This window comes from Lachnoclostridium sp. An76, from assembly GCF_002161355.1.
In the GTDB taxonomy this organism is placed as follows: Bacteria; Bacillota; Clostridia; order Lachnospirales; family Lachnospiraceae; genus Mediterraneibacter; species Mediterraneibacter caccavium.
In genome coordinates this window covers 99,365-125,325 of sequence record NZ_NFHL01000002.1, presented here as the reverse complement: position 1 = coordinate 125,325, position 25,961 = coordinate 99,365, and the positions used below count along the sequence as shown (strand labels likewise).

At 50.2% G+C, this 25,961-nt stretch carries 21 protein-coding genes, 1 tRNA gene and 1 pseudogene; 19 read left to right on the top strand and 4 right to left on the bottom strand.

What is annotated here, in order from left to right:
* The first annotated feature begins 70 nt into the window (after window positions 1–70).
* Window positions 71–3,619 (top strand): pyruvate:ferredoxin (flavodoxin) oxidoreductase, encoded by a 3,549-nt coding sequence (gene nifJ, locus B5G27_RS04785; RefSeq protein WP_087177809.1) that lies wholly within the window; start codon window positions 71–73, stop codon window positions 3,617–3,619.
* Here the strand turns inward: nifJ and B5G27_RS04780 are convergent, their stop codons facing one another.
* Window positions 3,620–3,844: a hypothetical protein gene (locus tag B5G27_RS04780; protein WP_087177808.1), complete on the bottom strand. Its 225-nt coding sequence runs from the start codon at window positions 3,842–3,844 to the stop codon at window positions 3,620–3,622.
* Window positions 3,845–3,954: 110 nt separating this feature from the next.
* On the opposite strand from B5G27_RS04780, the gene B5G27_RS04775 reads away from it, so the two are divergent.
* Window positions 3,955–5,571 carry an LPXTG cell wall anchor domain-containing protein gene (locus B5G27_RS04775; protein WP_087177807.1) on the top strand — a complete coding sequence of 539 codons (1,617 nt, stop codon included), beginning with the start codon at window positions 3,955–3,957 and terminating at the stop codon, window positions 5,569–5,571.
* Window positions 5,572–5,653: 82 nt separating this feature from the next.
* Here B5G27_RS04775 and B5G27_RS04770 read toward each other — a convergent pair whose 3' ends face one another.
* Window positions 5,654–6,520 carry an N-acetylmuramoyl-L-alanine amidase gene (locus B5G27_RS04770; RefSeq protein WP_087177806.1) on the bottom strand — a complete coding sequence of 289 codons (867 nt, stop codon included), beginning with the start codon at window positions 6,518–6,520 and terminating at the stop codon, window positions 5,654–5,656.
* 227 nt (window positions 6,521–6,747) lie between these two features.
* Complete coding sequence (locus B5G27_RS04765; RefSeq protein WP_087177805.1) at window positions 6,748–8,091, bottom strand: HlyC/CorC family transporter; 1,344 nt, start codon at window positions 8,089–8,091, stop codon at window positions 6,748–6,750.
* A 195-nt stretch (window positions 8,092–8,286) separates the two neighbouring features.
* On the opposite strand from B5G27_RS04765, the gene murB reads away from it, so the two are divergent.
* The 16 genes and pseudogenes from murB (at window position 8,287) to B5G27_RS04690 (ending at window position 21,887) form a co-directional block, all read left to right on the top strand.
* A complete protein-coding gene (murB, locus tag B5G27_RS04760; RefSeq protein WP_087177804.1) occupies window positions 8,287–9,192 on the top strand; it encodes a UDP-N-acetylmuramate dehydrogenase in 906 nt (301 codons plus the stop codon).
* Between the two features lie 3 nt (window positions 9,193–9,195).
* Entirely contained in the window at window positions 9,196–10,074 is an 879-nt protein-coding gene (gene rapZ / locus B5G27_RS04755; protein ID WP_087177803.1) for an RNase adapter RapZ, read from the top strand.
* Between the two features lie 6 nt (window positions 10,075–10,080).
* Window positions 10,081–11,046, top strand: coding sequence for a DNA-binding protein WhiA (gene whiA / locus B5G27_RS04750; RefSeq protein ID WP_087177802.1), 966 nt, complete (start codon window positions 10,081–10,083; stop codon window positions 11,044–11,046).
* Window positions 11,039–11,299: an HPr family phosphocarrier protein gene (locus B5G27_RS04745; protein ID WP_087177801.1), complete on the top strand. Its 261-nt coding sequence runs from the start codon at window positions 11,039–11,041 to the stop codon at window positions 11,297–11,299. The genes whiA and B5G27_RS04745 overlap by 8 nt, the downstream gene beginning before the upstream one ends.
* Before the next feature lie 171 nt (window positions 11,300–11,470).
* A complete protein-coding gene (locus B5G27_RS04740) occupies window positions 11,471–12,439 on the top strand; it encodes a diacylglycerol/lipid kinase family protein (protein ID WP_087177800.1) in 969 nt (322 codons plus the stop codon).
* 80 nt (window positions 12,440–12,519) lie between these two features.
* Window positions 12,520–12,591, top strand: a tRNA-Glu gene (locus B5G27_RS04735).
* A 242-nt stretch (window positions 12,592–12,833) separates the two neighbouring features.
* A complete protein-coding gene (gene fba, locus B5G27_RS04730) occupies window positions 12,834–13,697 on the top strand; it encodes a class II fructose-1,6-bisphosphate aldolase (RefSeq protein WP_087177799.1) in 864 nt (287 codons plus the stop codon).
* 235 nt (window positions 13,698–13,932) lie between these two features.
* Window positions 13,933–16,047, top strand: coding sequence for a glutamine synthetase III family protein (locus tag B5G27_RS04725; RefSeq protein ID WP_087178145.1), 2,115 nt, complete (start codon window positions 13,933–13,935; stop codon window positions 16,045–16,047).
* Window positions 16,048–16,288: 241 nt separating this feature from the next.
* Complete coding sequence (tnpA, locus tag B5G27_RS04720) at window positions 16,289–16,762, top strand: IS200/IS605 family transposase (protein ID WP_087177798.1); 474 nt, start codon at window positions 16,289–16,291, stop codon at window positions 16,760–16,762.
* Window positions 16,763–17,055: 293 nt separating this feature from the next.
* Window positions 17,056–17,640: an AraC family ligand binding domain-containing protein gene (locus B5G27_RS16365; RefSeq protein WP_087177797.1), complete on the top strand. Its 585-nt coding sequence runs from the start codon at window positions 17,056–17,058 to the stop codon at window positions 17,638–17,640.
* A complete protein-coding gene (locus B5G27_RS04710; RefSeq protein ID WP_242958234.1) occupies window positions 17,564–18,004 on the top strand; it encodes a helix-turn-helix domain-containing protein in 441 nt (146 codons plus the stop codon). The genes B5G27_RS16365 and B5G27_RS04710 overlap by 77 nt, the downstream gene beginning before the upstream one ends.
* Window positions 18,005–18,008: 4 nt before the next feature.
* Window positions 18,009–18,521 (top strand): hypothetical protein, encoded by a 513-nt coding sequence (locus tag B5G27_RS04705; RefSeq protein WP_087177795.1) that lies wholly within the window; start codon window positions 18,009–18,011, stop codon window positions 18,519–18,521.
* A 199-nt stretch (window positions 18,522–18,720) separates the two neighbouring features.
* Window positions 18,721–19,422, top strand: a complete 702-nt coding sequence (locus B5G27_RS16360; protein WP_242958233.1) for an ABC transporter substrate-binding protein — start codon at window positions 18,721–18,723, stop codon at window positions 19,420–19,422.
* Between the two features lie 23 nt (window positions 19,423–19,445).
* Window positions 19,446–20,015: a hypothetical protein gene (locus B5G27_RS16355; protein ID WP_242958232.1), complete on the top strand. Its 570-nt coding sequence runs from the start codon at window positions 19,446–19,448 to the stop codon at window positions 20,013–20,015.
* 163 nt (window positions 20,016–20,178) lie between these two features.
* Window positions 20,179–21,064, top strand: a pseudogene (locus tag B5G27_RS04695) (carbohydrate ABC transporter permease).
* A 16-nt stretch (window positions 21,065–21,080) separates the two neighbouring features.
* Entirely contained in the window at window positions 21,081–21,887 is an 807-nt protein-coding gene (locus B5G27_RS04690) for a carbohydrate ABC transporter permease (protein ID WP_087178144.1), read from the top strand.
* Between the two features lie 89 nt (window positions 21,888–21,976).
* Here B5G27_RS04690 and B5G27_RS04685 read toward each other — a convergent pair whose 3' ends face one another.
* The gene (locus B5G27_RS04685) at window positions 21,977–22,783 is read right to left on the bottom strand and encodes an AraC family transcriptional regulator (RefSeq protein WP_087151339.1); all 807 of its coding nucleotides are present in this window, start codon (window positions 22,781–22,783) and stop codon (window positions 21,977–21,979) included.
* Window positions 22,784–22,892: 109 nt separating this feature from the next.
* On the opposite strand from B5G27_RS04685, the gene B5G27_RS04680 reads away from it, so the two are divergent.
* Entirely contained in the window at window positions 22,893–25,952 is a 3,060-nt protein-coding gene (locus B5G27_RS04680; RefSeq protein ID WP_087177794.1) for a glycoside hydrolase family 2 TIM barrel-domain containing protein, read from the top strand.
* Window positions 25,953–25,961: the final 9 nt, after the last annotated feature.

Genomic DNA, 25,961 nt, shown 5'->3' with positions numbered 1-25,961 from the left:
TTTGGCGATATAATAAAACCACATGTGAATATTTATATTTTCAATGTAAAATCTAAGGAGGAACAAGAAAATGGCAAGAAAAATGAAGACCATGGACGGTAACCAGGCTGCTGCTCACGTTTCCTATGCGTATACAGAAGTCGCGGCGATCTACCCGATCACACCGTCATCCGTTATGCCGGAGCATGTTGACGAATGGGCAACAGAAGGCAGAGAGAATATCTTCGGACAGACAGTCAATGTCGTAGAGATGCAGTCCGAGGCAGGTGCGGCAGGTGCTGTACACGGATCTCTGGCAGCAGGAGCCCTGACGACAACATTTACAGCGTCCCAGGGACTTCTTCTTATGATCCCGAACCTGTACAAGGTTGCCGGCGAGCAGCTTCCGGGCGTGTTCAACGTATCCGCGCGTGCGCTTGCAAGCCATGCACTTTCCATCTTTGGCGATCACTCAGATGTTTACGCCTGCCGCCAGACCGGAGCAGCTATGCTCTGCGAGTCCAGCGTACAGGAGGTTATGGACCTTACACCGGTTGCACACTGTGCAGCACTGGAAGGAAAGCTTCCTTTCATCAACTTCTTTGACGGATTCCGTACATCCCACGAGATCCAGAAGATCGAGACATGGGATTACGAAGACCTGAAAGACCTGGTAAACATGGATGCGATCGACGCTTTCCGTGCTCATGCACTGAACCCGAACCATCCGTGCCAGAGAGGTTCCGCACAGAACCCGGATATCTTCTTCCAGGCAAGAGAGGCATGCAACCCGTACTACGAGGCAATGCCGGCGATCGTCCAGAATTACATGGACAAAGTAAACGCTAAGATCGGAACAGATTACAAGCTGTTCAACTACTACGGAGCAGAGGACGCTGAGCACGTGATCGTTGCTATGGGTTCTGTCTGCGATACGATCGAGGAGACCATCGATTACCTGATGAAGGCAGGCGAGAAAGTCGGCGTTGTTAAGGTTCGTCTGTACAGACCGTTCTGCGCACAGGCTCTTATCGATGCGATCCCGGATTCTGTGAAGAAGATCTCTGTACTTGACAGGACAAAAGAGCCGGGAGCTATGGGCGAGCCGCTGTACCTTGACGTTGTCGCAGCGCTCAAAGGCTCCAAATTCGACGCAGTGCCGATCTACACAGGACGTTACGGACTTGGTTCCAAGGACACAACACCTGCTCAGATCGTTGCTGTATATCACAATGATGAGAAAGCGAAATTCACTCTCGGTATTGTCGATGATGTGACAAACCTGTCACTGACAGCGGACGAGCCGCTCGTTACAACACCGGAAGGAACGATCAACTGTAAGTTCTGGGGACTTGGCGCTGACGGTACAGTTGGAGCGAACAAGAACTCCATCAAGATCATCGGCGACAACACAGACATGTACGCACAGGCTTACTTCGATTATGACTCCAAGAAGTCCGGCGGCGTTACAATGTCTCACCTACGTTTCGGTAAGCTGCCGATCAAGTCTACATATCTGATCCATCAGGCGAACTTTGTGGCATGCCACAACCCGTCTTATGTGAACAAATACAACATGGTACAGGAGCTTGTTGACGGCGGTACATTCCTTCTGAACTGCCCGTGGGATATGGAAGGACTTGAGAAACATCTGCCGGGACAGGTGAAAGCATACATTGCGAACCACAACATCAAGTTCTACACGATCGACGGTATCAAGATCGGTAAGGAGATCGGACTTGGCGGACGTATCAACACTGTTCTTCAGTCTGCATTCTTCAAACTGGCTGCGATCATTCCGGAGGAAGAGGCGATCGACCTGATGAAGGCGGCTGCCAAGGCTACTTACGGAAGAAAAGGCGACAAGATCGTACAGATGAACTATGACGCGATCGACGCAGGCGCTAAGCAGGTCGTAGAAGTAGCTGTTCCGGAGAGCTGGAAGGACGCTGCTGACGAAGGTCTTGCTCAGCCGAAGGTAGACGAGAACGGCAGAAAAGACGTGATCGATTTCGTTAAGAATATCCAGGCGAAGGTAAATGCTCAGGAAGGAAATACTCTTCCGGTATCTGCATTCAACGATTATGTAGACGGCTCTACACCGTCCGGATCTTCTGCATACGAGAAACGCGGTATCGCAGTGGATATCCCGGTATGGAAGCCGGAGAACTGTATCCAGTGTAACCGCTGTGCATATGTATGTCCGCACGCTGTTATCCGTCCGGTAGCTCTGACAGAGGAAGAGCTTGCAAAGGCTCCGGAAGGAATGGAAGCGATCGACATGATCGGTATGCCGGGCATGAAGTTCTCCATGACAGTATCTGCTTACGACTGTACAGGATGCGGTTCCTGCGCAAATGTATGTCCGGGCAAGAAGGGCGAGAAGGCTCTCGTTATGGAAAACATGGAAGCAAATGCCGGAAAACAGGACTTCTTCGATTACGGAAGAGAGATCCCGGTGAAACCGGAAGTTGTCGCAAAATTCAAAGAGACAACTGTAAAGGGAAGCCAGTTCAAACAGCCGCTGCTTGAGTTCTCAGGAGCTTGTGCAGGATGCGGCGAGACACCGTACGCGAAGCTGATCACTCAGCTGTTCGGTGACAGGATGTACATCGCAAACGCAACAGGATGTTCCTCCATCTGGGGCAACTCTTCACCGTCCACACCTTACACAGTGAACGAGAAGGGACAGGGTCCGGCATGGTGCAACTCTCTGTTCGAGGATAACGCAGAGTTCGGTTACGGTATGCTGCTCGCTCAGAACACGATCCGTGACAGAATGAAAGCAAAAGTAGAGAAGATCGCTGAGATCGCAGAGAAAGAAGAAGTGAAGGCTGCTGCAAAAGAGTATCTTGATACATTCGGATGCGGCGCTACAAACGGAACAGCTACAGACAACCTGGTAGCAGCTCTGGAGGCTTGTGACTGCGACCTTGCTGAGAAGAACGAAGTCCTTAAGAACAAAGACTTCCTCGCTAAGAAATCCCAGTGGGTATTCGGCGGTGACGGATGGGCTTACGATATCGGATTCGGCGGTGTTGACCACGTACTTGCAAGCGGCAAGGACATCAACATCATGGTATTCGATACAGAGGTTTACTCCAACACAGGCGGACAGTCTTCCAAGGCTACGAAGACAGGTGCTACTGCACAGTTCGCGGCAGGCGGTAAAGAGACGAAGAAGAAAGACCTTGCGGGCATGGCAATGAGCTACGGATACGTATACGTTGCACAGATCGCTATGGGCGCTGACTTCAACCAGACAGTCAAAGCCATCACAGAGGCTGAGGCTTATCCGGGACCGTCACTGATCATAGCTTACGCTCCGTGTATCAACCACGGTATCAAGAAGGGTATGAGCAAGGCTCAGACAGAGGAGCAGCTCGCAGTAGAGTGCGGATACTGGAACAACTTCCGGTTCAACCCGGCTGCTGAGGGCAACAAGTTCTTCCTTGACAGCAAAGAGCCGAAGGAAGAGGATTACCAGGCATTCCTTGACGGAGAAGTCCGTTACAATGCTCTGAAGAGAGCGAACCCGGAGAAGGCAGCAAGACTGTTTGCCCTCAACGAGAAGGAAGCTATGGAGAGATACGCATACCTGAAGAAACTGGTAGACGTATACGCTGCTGACGCTGAGTAATCAGAACGCCCGGCGGCAGAAAACCGTATCATAGATAAAAACAGAAAGAAGCCGGAGAGGATCAAAACTCTCCGGCTTTCTTTGCGTGCTGTTTTCAGGATTTATGGCAGTGATCCCCGGATTGGCGGTAAGGAACCGTTCAGCCGCGCCGTTCGGGAAACCGCACAGACAGATGGCTGAACTGCTATAGATGGAAAAAATTACAAGCCCTGATTTCGTTGACAAAAATGCATCCCTCTGGATATAATCTGACCCGTGACAGCGAGTTCCGGCAGGACTGGCCGCCGGAAAACGAATGAAAAGATCACAAAATAAACATTCACCAGGAGGAACCTATGAAGAAAAAAATTTTGGCAGCCGTGATGGGTGCGGCTATGGTGGTCAACGTATCACCGGTGATTACTTTTGCTGAGACTGCGGCTGATAATGGAGCGGTATCTGCAGTAGAGGAAGCGGCAGAGACAGGGGCTGCCGGCGCGGCATCCGGAATCGGAGTGGAGATAACAGGAACGGAGACAGCAGAAGAGCCGTCGGATCATGCACAAGTGACATCAGCAAGAGCTGAGATCACAGATCAGACGTCCCTGGAAGCTGCGATCGCCCAGGGAGGCGCCATCGACCTGACAGGAAAGACGATCACCCTGGAAAGACCGCTGACAATAAGCACCAGCGTGACGGTTACAGGGGGTACGCTGGCGGGAACAGCTGCCGTCGGATACAACAATCTGGTAACGCTTACCGGAGATGAAGTTACACTTGACGGGGTTACGATCATTACGGCAGCGGAAAATAAATCCGCACTGCATGCCTACAGGACTGTGTTCAGGGCAAACAATCTTACGATCGACCACACAAACACAGCGGGCGGGGCGCCGGTCATCATCAATGGCGGGAGCGCGGCATTTACAGGAAACCTTGATCTGAAACTGGGAATGAATTCCTGGTATGGCGTGAACGTGGATAATGCGGCAGCGGATTTCTCAGGCGCGTCCATCGCAAAGATCGATACTCCTGTGGCGACACAGTCAGTCGTGTGCGTGGAAAACGGAGGAAGCGTCCCGGGCAAGGTCGCAGATACAACGGAGGTGGTGACAGCAGACGGACAGACAGCTTATGTGCAGGATGAAGACCTTCCGGGATTTCTGAAAGCGAAAAAGGAGAAAGATGTGGTATCCGTTACACTGCTGCACGATGTGGAGCTGAGTGAGCCGCTTTACCTGGAAGAGCAGATGACAGTCAACGGACAGGGATTCTATTTCAACGGAACGGCTGCGATCGGAAAGGACAATGTGGTGACCGTTATGGCAGAGGCGTCTGACGTGGTGACGCTCAAAGATCTTGGGATCAGGACAGACGCCGCAAATAAGTCGGCACTCCACATTTACAGGTCGCGGGCAGCGCTTCAGGATATTACGCTGGATAACACGGACACAGCAGGCGGAGCAGGGATGATCGTGAACGGCGGAACAGCGGACATTTCCGGCGGGCTTGAGATCATCCTCGGAGAGAATTCCTGGGGAGGCATCAATGTTGACGGGATCAACGGCGAGGCTGAAGTGAATTTTGCGGAAGGATCGAAAGTGACTGTCCAGGATACTTCGGGAAAGGAACTGGACGCGATCTATATCGAGAATGCGGACGTAAACCAGGTGGAGATAAACGGGGCTGAGAATGCAGGGCTGGTACAGGATGAAGACGGGAACTTTGTAACAGAAGACAAAGCGGAGACACCGGATCCGACACCGGAAACCCCTGGGGATCCGGAACAGAAACCGTCCGGGAATGATGGCGGGCAGAAGCCGGACGACATGAACGGCCAGGCTTCCGGCGGAAAGGAAGAGACGGCGAGTCCGAAGACTGGAGACAGCAGCGCCCTCCTTCTTGCGCTGGGTGCGCTGGCGGGATCAGGTGCGGCGGCAGGAGCAGTTGTCCGGAAGAAAAGAGGTATGTAAACTGACCGCAGATAGCGGATACAATAAGAAGAGCGAAAAGGAGCAGATAGAGTCATCTGAAAACTCTGTCTGCTCCTTTTCTTTATGAACTCACGATCACTGTCTGATATCCTGCCCGTTTCAGCCGTCGTTCCATATCCGCCGCCTCATCCAAGGTCGGAAATGTACCTACGGTCACCCGGTAGAGCCCGCCGTCCTGGCTGGTCACTGCGGGGAAATCCTGCTCTAACAGTTCTTTCTGGAGACGGTCTGCATAAGCGCCGTTGCGGAAGGCTCCTGCCTGCACGGTATACTGCGGGATCCCCCCAGAGTGCCCGGGCTCATTTCCGGGACGGCCGGGCGTGTTCCCGCCGCCGGGCATGTTATCTGTATCTCCGGGATCACTGTCCGGGAGCATGTCGTTCCCGATCAGTCCGTTCATCTGAAGCGTATCGAGTATGCCTTCTGCGATGGCAAGGGCGATGCCGCCAAAATTGTCATCGAAAAGCTGGTTGTCAGTATTAGAATTGATAAATCCGGCTTCTACGAGCACGGCGGGCATCCGGGTGCGGCGGAGGACGACCAGGCCCGGGCGCTCCTTGACCCCGAGGTTTACAAAGCCGATGGCCTCCAGCTGTTCGTCTATGTTCTCTGCCATCTGAAGCTTCAGGCCTGATCTGTCGTAGACCAGTGTTTCGACCCCTGACGCAGTGTTGTCGGTCGGGTAGGAGTTGCGGTGGATGGACACAAAGAAGTCCGCACCCGCTTCGTTCGCTTCCATGGCTTTCTGATAAGGGGATTCGTATACATCCGTAGTGCGGGTGTACAGGACATCGATCCCCCGCCCCTGCAGGATCTCTCCCACAGCAAGTGTGAGGGCAAGTGTGTCGTCCTTTTCCTGACGGCCATTGTAGACTGCCCCGGGATCCTTTCCCCCGTGTCCGGCATCCAGCATGATAGAATATGGCATATTTATAGCTCCTTGCATGAGTGTTCTATAGTAAAATATGCGTAAAAAGAAAAAATGATAATAAAACAAAAATGAATCCCATCGTAAAAAAGAAGAATTATGTTGCTTATATTTCCCTGAGATGTGCGGGCGCGGAAGCGATTACTTTGAAAGAGGGAAAGGTGAAATAAAAAAGACTGATAAACAGGGGAAGGTCTTCCCGCAGGTTATCAGTCTTTGGATCCCATTTATTGAGTATCAGATACCACGTCCTTTTCGGAGGCTTCCGCTGTGTCAGACTGTTTGCCCTCTCCGGGCTCTCCTTCTGACACCGGAACTTCCGGCAGATAAACATGCACGCTCTCCACGCGGTTTTTGTCCAGTGATTCCACGACGAGCCGGATACCGTCGTCAGTGATGACCTCGTCCCCTTTTTCCGGCAGGCGGTCGTCCAGGTATTCGATAATGAGGCCGCCGAGGGAATCATAGTCCTCAGACGCAAGCTCCGTGTGGAGACGGTCGTTGACATCGTCCAGGCTCATGGAGCCTTCGATGATATATTCCCGGTCGGAGATCCGGCGTATGAGCTCGTCCTCTGTCTCGTCATATTCATCATGGATCTCGCCCACGATCTCTTCCAGGATATCCTCCAGTGTGATCAGGCCTGCCATCTCGCCGTACTCATCGAGCACGATCGCGATATTAAAGGTAGAGTCCCTCATCTCCACGAGCAGTTCCGAAATACTTTTATACTCATAGGTAAAATGCGGCTTGCGCATGATGTCGCGGATGTGGAAGGGCTGGTTTTTATCATACAGCAGCAGATCCTTCATATTAATAATGCCGATGATATTGTCCTGGGTCTCCTCGTAGACAGGCAGGCGGGTGAACTTGTCCTTGCGGAAGATCTCGATCAGCTCTTCGTAGGTGTTGTCCACGTCCGCAAATGTAACGTGTACGCGGGGAACCATGATGTCCTTTGCGTTCGCATCGCCCAGGTCGAATACATTATAGATCATCTCTTTCTCATCGGACTCTATGATGCCGTCTTCATGGCTGACATCCACGATGGTGCGGAGCTCGTCCTCTGTGATCCCTTTGCCGGACGCATCCGGGTCTACCCGCAGCAGGAACATGATGCCCCGGGAAAACAGATTGATGATAAAGATCACAGGCGTCATGACAGTCATAAAGAAACGGATGACCCCGATATATCTGAGCGCCAGTTTTTCGGCGTTTATCGTTGCGTAGTTTTTTGGCGTGATCTCGCCGAACACAAGGATCGCAACTGTAAGGACTGCGGTCGCGATACTGACCATATAGCCGCCGAATGCGTATGCGAGCGATGTGGCAAGGGCAGATGCGGAGAGGTTGACAATGTTGTTTCCGATCAGGATCGCACTGAGCATCTTGGAAGTATGGTTTTCCGTAACATCGAGCACCATTGCGGCGCGTTTGTCCCCGGAATCTGCCCGTGTCCGCAGTTTCAGCTTGCTCACTGACATCAGCGCTGTCTCATTAGATGAAAAAAATGCAGACAGCATTAAAAGAATTATAAGTATGATTAGTTGAAAACTGTCACCAGAATCCACGGTTTTAATTTCACTCCTTTAATAAAAACACACATAATGGATCATAAAAAAATGTACAGATACTGATTCAGTATACACTGTTTTTGAAGATTATGCAAGATTTGCGGCGGCTGGCTTTACTTTGCCGCCTGTGTGCTCTATAATGAATGTCTAAGAAATAAAAAATAGAAAAAATCAAAATGGATGGAGCAATCTATGGATTTATACAGAGAATTATGTGATGTGGCGGGAGCGCAGAATGTACTTGCGGATGAGCCTATGAGCAGGCATACGACATTTCGGATCGGCGGGCCGGCCGACTATTTTGTCAGTGTGTCCTCCGTGGAGGAGATCAGGGAGGTCCTCGGGGCATGCCGCAGGAATTCAACGGCGTACTATATTATGGGAAATGGAAGCGACCTTCTCGTGGGAGACAAAGGATACAGGGGGGTCATCGTCCAGCTCTTTAAGCGGATGAGCGGGATCCGTGTAGAAGGAGAGCGGATTTACGCCCAGGCGGGCGCTCTGCTCTCAAAGACTGCGGCAGCGGCGTGCGAGGCATCGCTGACGGGGATGGAGTTCGCGTCCGGGATCCCGGGGACCCTGGGCGGCGCCCTCAGGATGAATGCGGGCGCTTACGGCGGCGAGATGAAACATATCGTGGAGTCAGCGGATATCCTTACCCCGGACGGAGAGGTAAAGACTCTGTCTGTGGAGGACCTGGGGATGGGCTACCGCACAAGCGTGATCTCGCGGAATGACTATGTGGCGCTGGGGGCGGTCCTGAAGCTCCAAAAGGGAGACCGGGAGCAGATCCGCGCGCGGATGGAAGAGCTGAAAGAAAAAAGGGTTGAAAAACAGCCTCTGGAATACGGAAGCGCCGGAAGTACGTTTAAACGTCCGGAAGGCTATTTCGCGGGAAAACTGATTGAGGATGCAGGACTTCGGGGCTACCGTGTGGGAGATGCCCAGGTATCGGAAAAACACTGCGGGTTTGTGATCAACAGGGGAAATGCGACCGCAGCAGAGGTGGCGCAGCTTATGGAAGACGTGGCGGACAGGGTAGAAGAGAAGTTCGGCGTGAGGCTGCAGCCGGAAGTTAAGAAGATAGGAGAGTTTTAAAGAATGCGTTTTGTTATAGTTACGGGAATGTCAGGGGCGGGGAAATCAACGGCCCTTAAAATGCTGGAAGATATGGGGTATTTCTGCGTGGATAATCTGCCGATCCCCCTTCTCCCGCGTTTTGTGGAGATGTTCAGGGAGCCGGATGAAGAGGTGAAAAAGATCGCCCTTGGGCTTGACGTGCGGAGCGGGCAGGATTTCTCCGGGCTGAAAGAAGTCCTGGATGAGATGGATGAGCAGGAGATCCAGTATGAGATCCTGTTCCTGGACGCCGGTGACGATGTGCTGGTCAAGCGTTACAAGGAGACGAGGAGACAGCATCCTCTGAGCGGCTCGGGGAGAGTGGACACGGGGATCGCGAAAGAGCGCGAAAAGATCATGTTCTTAAAAATGAGGGCAACTTATATACTTGATACGAGCAAGCTGCTGACAAGAGAGCTTAAGATCGAGCTGGAGAAGCTCTTTGTGGAAGGAAAGAGCTTCTGCAATCTCTATATCACTGTGATGTCTTTTGGCTTCAAGTACGGTATCCCGCAGGACTCGGACCTTGTATTTGACGTGCGTTTCCTTCCCAATCCCTATTATATAGACGGGCTGCGTGAGAAAACAGGAAATGACCCTGAGGTGCAGGATTATGTGATGGAAAATGAAAAATCCCGCATGTTCCTCGATAAGCTGAATGATATGGTTGGATTCCTGATCCCGAACTATATCCTGGAAGGGAAAAACCAGCTGGTCATATCGATCGGCTGCACCGGCGGGAAGCACCGGTCGGTGACTCTGGCGAACGCCCTGTACCAGATACTGGAAGAACAGGGAAATTACGGGGTGCGTATTGAGCACCGGGATATTGGGAAAGATACGATCACGAAAAGGAAGTGAGCCTATATGTCGTTTTCCGGGAGAGTAAAGGAAGAGCTGGCAGGCAGCATCAGCCCGGCGAGGCACTGCCGGATCGCAGAGACAGCCGCATTTATCGGGATGTGCGGGACTGTGGTCATCAACAGCTTTGACAGATACAGTATCAAGATCCATTCCGAAAATCTTCTGGCTGCAAGAAAAGTCTTTACATTGCTGCAAAAAACATTTAATATTAAAGCTGATATTTCTGTAAGGAGAAATATCAGGAAAGGAAGTGCAGCTTACGCGGTTATAGTCAGAAACCACGAAGATGCACTGCGGATCCTTCAGGCAGCGAAGATGATCGGGGATCATCAGGGGAGCGCGGACGATATACAGGCGTTCAGCCCTCTTGTGATCAGGCAGACCTGCTGTAAGAGGGCTTTCCTCAGGGGAGCATTTCAGGCAGCGGGATCTATGAGTGATCCGAAGAAGTCATATCATTTTGAGATCGTGTGCTCATCGCCGGAAGCGGCTGGGCAGATCCGGAGTGTGATATGCAGCTTCGGGCTCGATGCCAAGATCGTGCCCCGCAAGAAGACGTTCGTTGTATACCTTAAGGAAGGAGCCCAGATAGTGGATATCCTGAATGTGATGGAAGCCCATGTATCCCTGATGGAACTTGAAAATGTCAGGATCCTCAAGGAAATGCGAAATTCCGTAAACAGGAAGGTAAACTGCGAGACTGCCAATATCAATAAGACAGTGTCAGCAGCAGTGAAACAGGTAGAGGACATTACATATCTCAGGGATACGGTCGGGTTTGAGAACCTGCCGGAAAATCTGGTCGAGGCGGCGCATGCCCGTTTGGAAAATCCAGAGGCCACCCTGAAGGAACTCGGCGAGGCGCTGACCCCGCCCGTGGGTAAGTCCGGCATCAATCACAGGCTGCGCAGGCTGAGCGAGCTGGCAGACAAGGTAAGGCAGGAACACAAGGAGGATTATTATGATTAAAACACCTGTTGTAGTTAAGACAGAAGAGGGATTTGACGGAAGGCCGATCGCGCTGCTCGTGCAGGAAGCTAGCCAGTATGCGAGCAAGATCTATATCCAGATCGGCGAGAAAAATATCAATGCAAAGAGCATCATGGGCATGATGAGCCTGACTCTTACAGACGGTGAGAAGATCACTGTTGTTACAGAGGGAGAGGACGAGCAGAAGGCAGCGGAAGGCATCCGTACTTTTTTTGCAAACTGCGCATGCTGATGTGAGGGCGTACCCTGTCCGGATACGGGCGGGGAACAGATAAATAGGGAATGTTACGAGGGAGGCTGTGCGGATGGAGTACAGCCTTTTCCATTCGCGGGCACAGGGCAGGGGATGCGCTGCGTCCGTGTGTGGACACGGGGGATACACAGACGGGAGGGATGACAGGGTATGAAAAAAATGTTGTTTATCTATAATCCGAATGCGGGGACAGGAGCTCTGAAACCGAAGATTTCAGATGTGCTGGATATTTTTACGAAAGGCGGGTATGAGGTGACAGTCTATCCGACGCAGAAGGCTCACGATGCAGTGGAAAAGATCCAGTCCTTCCGAGGGGAGTATGACCTGCTCGTCTGCAGCGGAGGGGACGGCACTCTGGATGAGGCTGTGACCGGCATCCAGCTGCGGGGGACGGATATCCCGCTGGGCTATATCCCGGCAGGCACGACAAATGACTTCGCATCCAGCCTCGGGATCTCAAAGGATATCCTGGCAGCAGCGGACACCGCGGTGAACGGCGTGCCTTTTTCCTGCGATGTGGGGCTGTTTAATGGCGATCCCTTTATTTACATAGCTGCATTCGGCCTGTTTACGGATGTGTCCTATGAGACGAAGCAGAGCATGAAAAATATCCTGGGACATCTGGCCTATGTATTGGAAGGTACAAAAAGGATATTTAATATTCCGTCTTACAAGATCAAAGTGACGCATGACGGAGAAGAGTTTGAAGATGAATTTATATTCGGAATGGTGACGAATTCCAGGTCCGTGGGCGGTTTCAAGGGGATCATAGGCACGGATGTAGTATTTGATGACGGTGAGTTTGAGGTGACGCTGATCCGGACTCCGAAAAACCCGCTTGAGCTCAATGAACTGCTTGGCGCGATCGTGATGAAACAGATCAATCCCCAGAGGATGTATTCGTTTAAGTCAGGGTGCGTGCGCTTTGCGTGTGAGGAAGAGATCCCATGGACGCTGGACGGGGAGTTCGGCGGAAAGCACAGGGAGGTCACCGTAACAGACAAAAAACAGGCGCTGAGGATCATGGTCAGACAGGAGATGGCAGCCGGGTTATCCGTCTCGGGACAGGTCTCTGAAAAAGGCTCCGAAAAAGTTTCGGAAAAAAATGAAGAAAATTGATAAAAACACTTGCATTATGAAAAATCATATGGTATATTAATATTCGCTGTGAGGCACTGCTGAACAGCGGATATAAATAAGGCTCCGTGGTCAAGCGGTCAAGACGCTAGCCTCTCACGCTGGAATCAGGGGTTCGATTCCCCTCGGAGTCACTGCATGAAATCCCGTAAGGTCTTGCAAAAAGATCTCACGGGACTTTTTTGCCTGTTTTTCGGCAAAGCAGGATCATAGAGATGATGATAGATTCCTGCGTCTAAATCGGCTTGCGGAAGAAAATAAGATTGTGTTTTTATCATGGATGGGATATAATAGAAAAAGGTTCAAAACAATCAAACAATCCCGGCGGCCGGGGCTGACAGTTCCGGCTGGGAAGTTAGAATTGGAGGAAAAAAGTATGTTAGTATCAGCAACAGAAATGCTTCAGAAAGCAAAAGCAGGACACTATGCAGTGGGACAGTTCAACATTAACAATCTTGAGTGGACGAAGGCGATCCTTCTGACTGCTCAGGAGTGCAATTCTCCGGTTATCCTTGGAGTTTCAGAGGGTGCCGGGAAATATATGACAGGTTACAAGACAGTCGTTGGAATGGTTAACGGGATGCTCGAAGAGCTGAACATTACAGTTCCGGTAGCTCTTCATCTGGATCACGGCAGCTATGAAGGATGTCTGAAATGCGTAGAGGCAGGATTCTCTTCTATTATGTTTGATGGATCACACTATCCGATCGATGAGAATGTAGCTAAGACAACAGAGCTTGTTAAGATTGCACATGAGCACAATATGTCTCTTGAGGCTGAGGTCGGCTCCATCGGCGGAGAGGAAGACGGCGTGATCGGAAGAGGCGAGTGCGCGGATCCGGACGAGTGCAAGAGAATCGCAGATCTGGGTATTGATTTCCTGGCAGCAGGTATCGGAAATATCCATGGCGTATACCCGGATAACTGGGAAGGCTTAAGCTTTGAGACTCTGGACGCCATCCAGCAGAAGACAGGAACTATGCCGCTCGTACTTCACGGCGGTACAGGTATTCCGGATGACATGATCAAGAAAGCCATCGATCTCGGCGTAGCTAAGATCAACGTTAATACAGAGTGCCAGATCGTATTCGCTGAGGCTACACGCGAGTACATCGAGGCTGGCAAGGACAAACAGGGCAAGGGCTTTGATCCGCGTAAACTCCTGAAACCGGGCGCAGAAGCGATCATGGCTAAAGTGAAAGAGAAGATGGAACTGTTCGGATCTGTAGGACAGGCATAAAAAATTTTCAAAAAACACTTGCCTTTTCGGAGTGATTGTTTTATACTGTCACACGTAGACAAGAACAAGGGCGTTCCAAGGCAACTTGGAGTGCCCTTTTTATGTAGGACCCTTACGGGGCCGCTGCAGAGAGTCTGCTTCCGGAACATCCGCGCGGGTGTGAGGGACGGAGGAGCGCGTGATCCGTCTGTTCCCCGGAATGAGCATCGATATGACGAAGAAGGAAGGGATCAATATGAGCACAGAAAAGATCAATGTAGCGAAAATTTTCGGTGAAAATGTTTTCAACGATACTGTGATGCAGGAGCGTCTTCCGAAGAAAGTATACATAAAGCTGAAGAAGACGATCGAGGAGGGCAGGGAGCTGGATCTTGAGACGGCCGACGTCATTGCCCATGAGATGAAGGAATGGGCCATTGAGAAAGGCGCGACTCATTATACGCACTGGTTTCTCCCGCTGACCGGCGTAACGGCCGAGAAGCACGACTCCTTTATCTCCGCGCCGCAGCCGAGCGGCAAGGTGCTGATGAGCTTTTCCGGAAAGGAACTGATCAAGGGCGAACCGGATGCTTCTTCATTCCCGTCAGGCGGATTGAGGGCCACATTCGAGGCGAGAGGCTACACGATGTGGGACTGTACTTCACCGGCGTTCGTGAGAAAAGACGCGGCGGGCGCGATCCTCTGCATCCCGACGGCGTTCTGCTCCTACACGGGCGAGGCGCTGGATCAGAAGACGCCGCTCCTGCGTTCCATGGAAGCGATCAATGCACAGGCGCTGAGGCTCCTGAGACTCTTTGGAAATACGACATCTAAGAAAGTGACGCCCTCTGTCGGCGCGGAGCAGGAATATTTCCTTGTGGATGCGGACAAGTTCCTGCAGAGGAAGGACCTGATCTATACCGGACGCACCCTGTTCGGCGCGATGCCGCCGAAGGGCCAGGAGATGGACGATCACTACTTCGGAACGATCCGCCAGAGGATCGCATCCTTCATGAAGGATGTCAATGAAGAACTGTGGAAAGTGGGCGTGACAGCGAAGACCCAGCACAACGAGGTGGCTCCGGCGCAGCATGAGCTGGCCCCCATCTATGCCGAGGCGAATATCGCGGTGGACCACAACCAGATCATCATGCAGACGCTCAAGAGAGTGGCGTGCCAGCACGGCATGAAGTGCCTGCTCCACGAGAAGCCGTTCAAGGGTGTGAACGGATCCGGCAAGCACAACAACTGGTCCCTGACTACGGATGACGGCATCAACATGCTGGATCCGGGCAAGACGCCGCACGAGAACATCCAGTTCCTGCTGGTGCTCACCTGCATTCTGAAGGCAGTGAACCGTCATGCGGACCTGCTTCGGGAATCCGCAGCGGATCCGGGCAACGACCACAGACTTGGCGCAAATGAGGCGCCGCCGGCCATCGTATCCGTATTCCTGGGCGAGCAGCTGGAGGATGTGATCGAGCAGCTTATCAGTGCGGGCGAGGCGACCCACAGCATCAAGGGCGAGAAGCTGGCCACAAGCGTGCGCACCCTTCCGGAGTTCACAAAGGATGCGACGGACCGGAACCGTACTTCACCGTTCGCGTTTACGGGAAACAAATTCGAGTTCCGTATGGTGGGATCCAGAGATTCTGTTGCTTCCGCCAATATCGTGCTGAACACCATCGTTGCCGAGGCGTTTTCCGAGGCGTGCGACGTGCTGGAGAAAGCGGATGACTTCCAGAAGGCGGTCCACGACCTGATCAAGGAATACGCGGTGGAGAACCAGAAGATCATCTTCAACGGCGACGGATATTCCGAGGCGTGGGTTGAAGAGGCGGCCAGAAGAGGACTGCCGAACATCCGCTCCATGGTGGACGCGATCCCGGCGCTCGTGACGGACAAGTCGATCGATCTTTTCGCGAAGTTCGGCGTATTTACGAAAACCGAGCTTGAGTCCCGTGCAGAGATCCACTACGAGAACTACTCAAAGGCGATCAACATCGAAGCACGGACTATGATCGACATGGCGAGAAAGCAGTTCCTGCCGGCGATCATTAAATATACGAGAACTCTTGCAGATACAGTCAACGCGGTGAAAGAGGCGGGCGCGGATGCGAGCGTGCAGTCCGAGACGCTGGCTGAGATCACGGTGCTTCTGAAAGAGGCGCGTGCGGCGCTGATGGAGCTTGAGAAAGTGACCGGCGAAGTGGCGCAGCTTCCGGACGGACCGGAGAAAGCGAGAGCATACTATGAAGTGGTGCACCCGGCGATGGATGCGCTCCGCGATCCGGTGGATCAGCTGGAGATGATCGTTGATAAAGAGGCATGGCCGATGCCGTCCTACGGCGACCTGATCTTTGAGGTATAGCCGCCAGGATACCGGGCAGCGGATTTGTCCGGAAATATAGTTTAATACAGATACCTGTCTCCCGGCAGGGAAAGATACACCTCTCTCTCTTTCCCTGCCGGGATTTTATTGTGTAACAGTAAAAATAAACCCCCTGCTATGCAGGGGGAGGGCAGATCTTTAGATAAAAGTATGAACTCCTGTGCTAGAATAAAAGTGGGTCTGCAAAACCACAAATAAAATAGCACAGGAGGTCCTAAGAATGGACGTAAATAGTTTAGCTCATACGAAATGGGAATGCAAGTATCACATCGTTTTTGCACCGAAATACCGCAGACAGGTAATCTACAAACAAATAAAAGCCGATGTGGGGCAGATATTGGGAACGCTATGCAGAAGGAAAGGAATAGAAATCATAGAAGCAGAATGCTGCCCAGATCATATCCACATGCTGGTAAGGATACCGCCGAAGTATTCTGTATCAGAAATCGTGGGGTATTTGAAGGGGAAAAGTTCGCTCATGATATTTGAAAAGCATGCGAATCTAAAGTATAAATATGGAAATAGACATTTCTGGTGCCGAGGATATTATGTAGATACTGTAGGGAAGAATACGGCTGCAATTAAAGAGTATATTCAGAATCAATTAAAAGAGGATTTAGAATACGATCAGATGTCATTAGTAGAGTATATCGACCCGTTTACGGGTGAGCCGGTGAAGAAACACAAGAAATAAACCACTTGGAGTGGTAGTGGGAAGTCAAAGCAAACCAGTAAGCCCCTTTTGGGGCTGCGCCGGAAAAATGAAGCACTGAGTAAGCCCCTTTAGGGGCGGCTGTGAATGTGGTGCAGTTGGCAGGCCGTCAGTGCGCCTTCCGGGCGCAAGCAGGTAATGGCCCCTTATAGGGGCAGAGCAAGCCACCGGCTAAGCCGGTGGTCCTGACTGCGATTGACGGAGGAGAGGTTTTCACATATGATAAATAACAGAGGTGTGCAGGATGTACGGCAGACCGTGGAAGGAGGACGGTTATGGCCAGGAAGAAGAAACAGGTGGCGGAATTCCACTATTATCAGATGCCGGAAAACCGTGTGCTGTTCGCTCTGCTGGGAGAAAAATGGAGACAGCAGTATGGACGGGATATTGATTATCTTCATTTTCATAATTATCTTGAGATCGGTTACTGTTACGAAGGCAGCGGTTATATGACTCTTGGGGAGAGGGAAATCAGCTATCATGGGGGAACGTTTACTGTAATTCCGAAAAATTACCTGCATACGACGAACAGTATGCCGGGAAAGCTCAGCAGCTGGGAATATCTGTTTGTGGATGTGGAAAAGTTACTGGAGAAAATGGTTGCGGGAATACCGGGATGTGCGGAGCAGATGGCGCGCAGGATCAACAGTCGTGCTATCTTTACAGAAAGCAGCAAGTATCCTCATCTGGCTGATCTTATCAAAGAGATTATGAATATTATCCGCAGCGGTGAGATGTACTGCAGCAGGAAGCGGAAGGACTTATGCTGCCTTTCTCACCGAGGTGGCGCGGCGAAACGGAGAGAACAGCGAGACATACAGCCAGAATGCCAGAGCAGGGATAAAATTAAAATCCGATAACCTCTTTCTGCGTATTATAGACTATATCAGTGAACACTACGGAGAAGCACTCAAAATAAGTGATATTGCAAAGTGGGCGCATATCAGTGAGACGCAGTTCAGGAGAATGTTTTCCTCGTATATGAATATGAGTCCTCTGGAGTATATCAATGTGGTCAGAATACAGGCGGCCTGCGAGTATCTGAAGAAGACAGACGAGCCTGTGGCGATGATAGCGGCAAAGTGCGGGTTTACTGTCAGCTCTACTTTTAACCGGAATTTCCGGCATATTACGGGGGTCTCTCCGGCTGAATGGCGGAAACGCTCTGAAAATTATGAGCAGCAGATACTGAGATTTCAGATACACTCGGAGGAAGGATGGTAGAAATATGTACAGTTCAAAATTAACGGCACAGGTTGTAAGGGAAAAAAAGTCAGGAACAGGACTGCTCAAAGCGGTGATGATTATATTCGGTGTTCTGTTCGTACTTATGGGAATCGTGTTTTCCAGAGGGTTTATGCTGCCCGGATTCCTTCTTGTGGGACTTTATTTTGTTTATGATGTTTTCAGTCAGAAGGAATATGAGTATACGCTGGAAGGAAGCAATTTTTCGATAGATGTAATACTGGGCAGAAAGCACCGCAGGGAAGCACACGTGCTGAATCTCCAGGAATTGGAAATCGTGGCGCCAAACTGGCATGAAAGTGTGGCAAAATACAGAGTGAAGGGCGGAACGGAAAAACTGAAAAAGTATGATTATACATCTTATAATGATGATATTCCCTATTATACGATGATTATCGTCGAGGACGGGAGAAAAATCAAAATTTTGCTGGATCTGAACAGTGAAATGCTTCATGAGATGAAGAGAATGTGCCCGGATAAAGTATATTTTGCATAAAATATATTATCTGTAAATGGATAAAATCCACAAAAACAATCTCTGCAAGATTAAAAATAGTGCAAAATAGATAAAAATAGTTGAAAATGCACATTATGTGTATGAATATGCAAACATCTGAAGTGGACGTCTTGATATAATTACTCCATAAGAGGTCCTGAACAAAAAAAGATAAGCGGGACACAAAGGAGGTAAGTATATGAAAAAAAGAGTACTTTCAATTTTGCTTGCGGGCGTGATGGCATTTTCACTTGCTGCCTGCGGAGGCGGCTCTGACGAGGGCGACCAGCAAGAAGGCGGCGGAAACAAGCTGACAGTGTTTGCATGGGACCCGGCGTTCAACATTCCGGCTCTGGAAGCAGCGGCAGCTGACTACAAAGAGAATGTGAATTCGGATTTCGAGCTTGAAATCCTTGAGCAGGCTTCATCATCTGATGTTGAGACAGCGGTTACGACGGCTGCATCAGCAGGCGATTTCAGCAACCTGCCGGATATGGTGCTGTTCCAGGATCACTACATCCAGAGATATGTAGCTGATTATCCGGATGCATGGACACCGCTCGGAGACATCGACATCAACTGGGATGATTTTGCAGCTGAGAAACTTGACTACTCCACGATCGACGGCGAGCATTACGGAGTGCCGGTAGACAATGGTACAGTTATCTGCGCGTACCGTACAGATATTCTGCAGGAAGCAGGATATACGATCGACGACCTGACAGGCTGTACATGGGACGAGTTCATGGAGATCGGTAAAGCTGTTTACGACAAGACAGGCAAGGCTCTTCTTTGTATGAACAGCGACGGAAATGACCTTCCGTACATGATGATGCAGGCTGAGGCGTATCCCAGTTTAAGGACGGCAAGCCGTACATCACAGAGAATGAAACTCTTGTAACGATTGTAGAAAAACTGGTTCAGATGGCAAAAGACGGCACACTTCTTATGCCGAACAGCTGGTCTGACTACACAGACAAAGCAATCCAGGGCGATCAGGTTGCAGGTGTTATGAACGGTAACTGGATCATCCCGACGATTGAGAAGGTAGAAGCTAACAGCGGTAAATGGGAGATCACAACAATGCCGACACTTTCCGGTGAAGAAGGATATGCAAGTAACGGCGGCGCTTCCCTGTATATCACATCCAACTGCTCTAATGTTGACCTTGCAAAGGATTTCCTTGCATACACATTCGGCGGCAGCACAGTTACATATGACAATGCTCTGAAAGACGGCGGTGTTATTTCTACATACGCACCGGCAGGTGAGACAGATGTATACAACGAGGGCGTTGAGTACTTCAACAACCAGCCGATCTATGCTGACATCGTTGAGATGGGAACACACGTACAGATCGTTGAGCAGAGCGATTACCACTATTCAGCACGTAACTACGTCGGAACAGCGATTGTAAATATCATAAACGGTGCAGATACAATGGAAGCTCTTCAGGAAGCAGAAGATCAGCTGAACTTCGAGATGGGCAACTAACCTTTAACTAAATATAACGCTGAGAGAAAATGAGACAGGGCGGGGGACGGAGCAATCTGTTACCCTGCCCTGTCTGTCAAAGCGGTCTGCCTGCTGCTGCGGAGCAGACCTTATGAGAGTTAATGACGAAAAGGAGGGGCCCTAAGTGAAACAGAAAAAGAAAATGTCGCTGCTTGCGAAGCAGTCGGCAGCAGGCTGGGTATTTCTGACCCCCGGCTACGATCCTGATTGCCATCATGGCCTTCTGGCCGATGATCCAGGCGTTCATTATGTCACTGCAGACCGGATCCAGTGCAAACATGCATTGGAACGAGCCGATTTTTAACAACTACACAAGAATGTTCTCTGACAAGGTGTTCCTGACATCTGTCGGAAATACATTCCTGTACCTGATCATTCAGGTGCCGATCATGCTGATCCTTGCGATCCTTCTGGCACAGCTCCTGAATAACCAGCACCTGAAATTTAAAGGATTTTTCCGTACATGTGTATTCCTGCCATGTGCGACTGCTCTTGTATCCTATTCAATCATTTTCAAGTCTCTGTTCGCAACAGACGGACTTGTTAACTCGATCCTTGTAAACCTTGGAATTCTGGAACAGAACTATAACTTCCTCGGGAATTCCGCAAGCGCGAAAGTCATTATTATCATCGCCCTGATCTGGAGATGGACAGGATACAACATGGTATTCTACCTTGCCGGACTGCAGAACATCGAGTACTCTGTATATGAGGCGGCAAAGATTGACGGAGCCAACGGATGGAATACTTTCTGGAAGATTACTGTTCCGCTGCTGAAACCTACCATTATCATGACGTTCATTATGTCTATCAATGGTACGCTGCAGTTGTTCGATGAGTCTGTCAACCTGACGAACGGAGGTCCGGCAAACTCGACGATCACCATGTCGCACTACATTTTCAACAATTCATTCGGACAGGGCGCTGTTTCGAACTTCGGATACGCGACAGCAATGTGCTTCTTCGTATTCGTTATCGTAGCAGTCCTGGCATTTATCAATATGAAAGTAGGTGATACACGTGACTGAGAAAAAGAACAGAAGTATGATCCAGCGCCGGCTGATTCCTACTTACATATTTTTGATCATTGTGGCGTTTTTATCTGTATTCCCGTTCTATTGGATGATATCCGCAGCAACGAATACGTCATTCGACGTAGCCAGCGGTAAGATAACGATCGGTACACATCTGATCGAGAACTTCCAGAATCTGCTCTCCAATTATGATCTCTGGCAGGCAATGGGAAATTCTTTCCTGTATGCGGTTGTCCAGACCATTCTGGCGATCCTGATCTGTTCACTGGCGGGATTCGGATTCGAGCTGTATCATGACAAAGGGAAAGATATTGTATTCTCCATCCTGCTTCTTGCGATGATGATTCCGCAGGTTGCAACGATGATTCCGCTGTTCAAAATGCTCTCTGGCATGAAGCTTCTGAACAGTGTGTGGGGCTTTATCCTTCCGTCCCTGTCAACGCCGTTTTTGATCATGATGTTCCGACAGAACTCGAGGAACTTCCCGATCGACACTATGGAGGCGGCGCGTATTGACGGATTGAATGAATTCCAGATATTCTACCGCATGTACATGCCGATGATGAAAGCTACATATGCGGCAGCCGGTGTTATTACATTTATGAATGCATGGAATGCATATCTGTGGCCGAAGGTAATCATGACACAGCCTGACGCGCAGACAATGCCTATGCTGATCGCAAACATGTCATTCGGATATACAACGGATTACGGTATGCTGATGGTCGGCGTCCTGTTCTGTTCTGTACCGACGATGATCGTATTCTTCGTACTGCAGAAACAGTTCGCAGAAGGTATTACAGGTGCCGTAAAATAAAAAGAATAGATGCCCGGGAGGGGGAAAGAAGGCTGCCAGAAATATGGCAGCCTTCTTTATATAATAAACGTAACATGCAGGAGAAAGTGTCAGTTCTGTCTGCGAAATTCAAGCGGCGTAGCCCCGACAGCTTTTTTGAATACGGCGATAAAGTGGCTTGAATCGGAGAAGCCTGTTCTAAGGGCGATATCCTGTATCTCCAGCCGCGGACATGTGATGAGCAGTTCTTTTGCCTTGCTTATGCGGAAAGACGTCAGATACTCATAGGTAGAGCAGTTGAGATAACGGCGGAAAAGACGTGTCAGATACTGGGGAGTGACAAATACTCCTCTGCTCAGGGTTTCCACAGTCAGAGGCATGGAGAAGTTTCTTTCGATTTCTTTTATCACCGGCAGGACGTAGTTCTGATACAGGGGCTCGTCACTTGGACTGCGGATAGCTGTGCTGTCAGCAATGTTAATGAGTATGGCATAACAGTTTACGGACAGCTGCCGGCTGTTAAAGGGGAGCGCGTCGTACATTGCAACACAGTCATCGATCAGACCGGCAATCTGCGCTCCGCGGGCGCTCCCCACGGGGACGACCTGGCGGTTTCCCATGATCTGGGGGATACTTCTTTCGGCTGTGCCGGTAAATGAAGCAAACTTTGTAAACCACAGGCTGTCGTACTTCTCATATGAGTGGCGTATGAAAGGCGCGATCAGGAGCCCTTCGTTCTTCCGGAGAATATATGATCCGGAGGATGTTTCTATCTTACCGGCGCCTTTTTCCGTCTGGAGATAATGATAGAACGGATATCCTCCCGGACGGGTGACATGATCCTGCTCCCAGTCTTTTCCGATCGATTCGAATGTAAAAGGTTCAGTTACGGGGGTGCTGCGAAATATAATAGGCATATGACGCTCTCCTGTTTCGAAATATTATATTTTTTATTTTAACATGTCATACACATGTTTGTCTATTGACTGTATAATAGAGATACCAGTTTAAAGGAGGAAGCAAAATATGAGAACGTTTGATTATATGAAGGTGAAGGATCCGCAATATTTCCGGGACGGAAGAGAAGACGCCCATTCCGATCATGCGTACTACGCATCTGCGGCAGACATGATGGAAGGATCTTCGATGTTTACGGAAAGTCTGAATGGAATATGGAAATTCCATTATGCGAAGAATTATGAGTCGGCAATCCCGGGGTTTGAGAAAGAGGAATACTGCTGTGCGGACTGGGATGATATCCGCGTGCCGGCGCATATACAGATGGAGGGATATGATGCACCGCAGTATGCGAATACACAGTACCCGTGGGAAGGACGCGAAGATATCCGGCCGGGAGAGATTCCGGAGCACTTTAATCCTACGGCAAGCTATGTGAAATATTTCACTGTTCCGGAGAGAATGCAGGGTAAACGTCTCTTCATCTCTTTCCAGGGCGCAGAGAGCGGGATTGCAGTCTGGCTTAACGGAGAATTTGTGGGCTACAGTGAAGATACATTTACGCCATCGGAATTTGAGCTGACCGACTATATAAAAGAGGGAGAAAACAAGCTGGCTGCACAGGTGTTCAAGTGGACTGCCGGAAGCTGGTGTGAAGATCAGGATTTCTACCGCTTCTCGGGAATCTACCGGGATGTATATCTCTATACGGTGCCTGATGTACATATCCGCGATATGAGGATCCGCGCCATTCCGGATGAGTCTCTGGAAAAAGGAACGCTCGAGATCTGCACGGAGACCTGGGGAAAAGGCATGGCCCGCATCCGTCTCGGATATAAGGGGCAGGTCTGCTTTGAGGAAGAGAAAGCACTTGAAGGAAAAAATACCTGGACATGGGAGATTGAGAAACCGGAATTATGGAGTGCAGAGGAACCGAAATTGTATGACCTGACGATCGAGGTATACGATGCTGACGGCAGCCTGTGTGAAGTTATTCCGGAAAAGACCGGGTTCCGCAGATTTGAGATGAAAGACAGTATTATGACGCTGAACGGAAAAAGGATTGTGTTCAAAGGCGCTAACCGCCATGAATTCAGTTCTGTAAACGGCAGGTGTGTCTCTGAGGAGGAACTGCGCAAAGACCTGACTGTGATGAAGCAGAATAATATCAATGCAATACGTACCTGTCATTATCCTGACGCATCTCTGATCTACAGATTGTGTGATGAATACGGGCTGTACATGATCGACGAGACTAACCTGGAATCACACGGATCCTGGGATACGGCACAGGCGACGGGAGACTACGATTATATTGTGCCGAACAACAAACCGGAATGGCTGGACGCAATGCTGGACCGCGCGAATTCCATGTACCAGAGAGATAAGAATCATCCGTCTGTCCTGATCTGGTCCTGCGGCAATGAATCTTACGGCGGAAAAGATATCTATGAGATGTCCCGGTTTTTCCGCGGAGAGGACCCGACCCGTCTGGTACATTATGAAGGAGTATTCCATGACAGAAGTTATAATGATACAAGCGATATGGAAAGCCAGATGTATCCTTCCGTGGAATCAATCAAAGAATTCCTTGCAAAAGACCGCAGCAAGCCGTTTATCTGCTGCGAGTACACACATGCTATGGGAAATTCCTGCGGCGCGATGCATAAATATACTGACCTGACAGATACAGAACCGCTTTATCAGGGCGGATTTATCTGGGATTATATCGATCAGACTATCTGCAAGAAGGACCGGTACGGCAATGAATTCCAGGCATATGGCGGAGATTTTGACGAGCGGCCGACGGACTACAATTTCAGTGCGAACGGCATTGCGTATGGAGGAGACAGAGAACCTTCCCCGAAGATGCAGGAAGTAAAGTTCAACTATCAGAATATTACAGCCGAAGTATCCGCAGAACAGGTGAAGGTTATCAACAAGAATCTGTTCGTGAATACGGATTCGTTTGCATGTATAGTGACAGTAGCCCGAAATGGCGTGCAGATCAGGAAGGAGAACCTGGCAACTGATGTAGAGCCGCTGTGTGAAAAGACATATGATCTTCCGGTACGGCCGGAGATTGTACCGGGCGAATATACGATCACCGTATCTTTCCGGCTGAAAGAGGAGACGATATGGGCTCCTGCAGGCCATGAAGTGGCGTTCGGTCAGTATGTATATGCAGTGAAAGAAGAGAAAAAGCCCTGTGTCAGACCGGTCAGCGTAATCCGCAGCAAGCATAATATAGGTGTGAAAGGTGAGAATTTTGACGTACTGTTCTCTGTACTGGACGGAGGGCTTGTATCCTACCGCTACGCAGGTAAAGAGATGATCAAAGAAATTCCGAAGCCGAACTTCTGGAGAGCTCCGGTCGATAATGATCAGGGCAATCAGATGCCAAAACGCTGTGCACAGTGGAAGATTGCGAGCATGTATCCTTCGCACAAAGACTTCCGGGCAGGAACATACAGCCCGATCCTGGAACCGAAGGTAGAAGAGGGTGTCAGCGAAGCCGGAGTCAGCTGCGTAAAGGTAACATATACATATCTTCTGCCGACAACGCCCGTAAGCGAGTGTACTCTTGCGTATGAAGTAACAGGAGATGGAAAGGTAAAGACGACTTTGTCATATGATCCGGTGAAAGAGCTGGGAGCTATGCCGGAATTCGGAGTAATCTTCAAGTTTGACGCTGATTACGATCATGTCAAATGGTACGGACTTGGACCGGACGAGACTTATTCCGACAGAAAAAGAGGTGCAAAACTGGGAATTTACGAGAATCTTGTGAAAGATAATATGGCAAAATATATCGTACCCCAGGAGTGCGGGGCCAAAGAAGATGTGCGGTATGCATCAGTGACAGACCGCAGGGGAAGAGGCATGCTCTTTGAGATGGATGAAAAGAGCGGGCCGATGATGTTCTCTGCTCTGCCGTATACACCTCACGAACTGGAAAATGCAAAACATCCATATGAACTGCCGCAGGTACATTATACGGTAGTCCGCGCGGCGCTCGGGCAGATGGGCATTGCCGGAGACGACAGCTGGGGAGCGCCTACACATCCGGAGTATCTGCTGGACGTGCGGGACAAGATGGAATTTACATTCAGCTTCAGAGGAATCTGAGAACAGGAG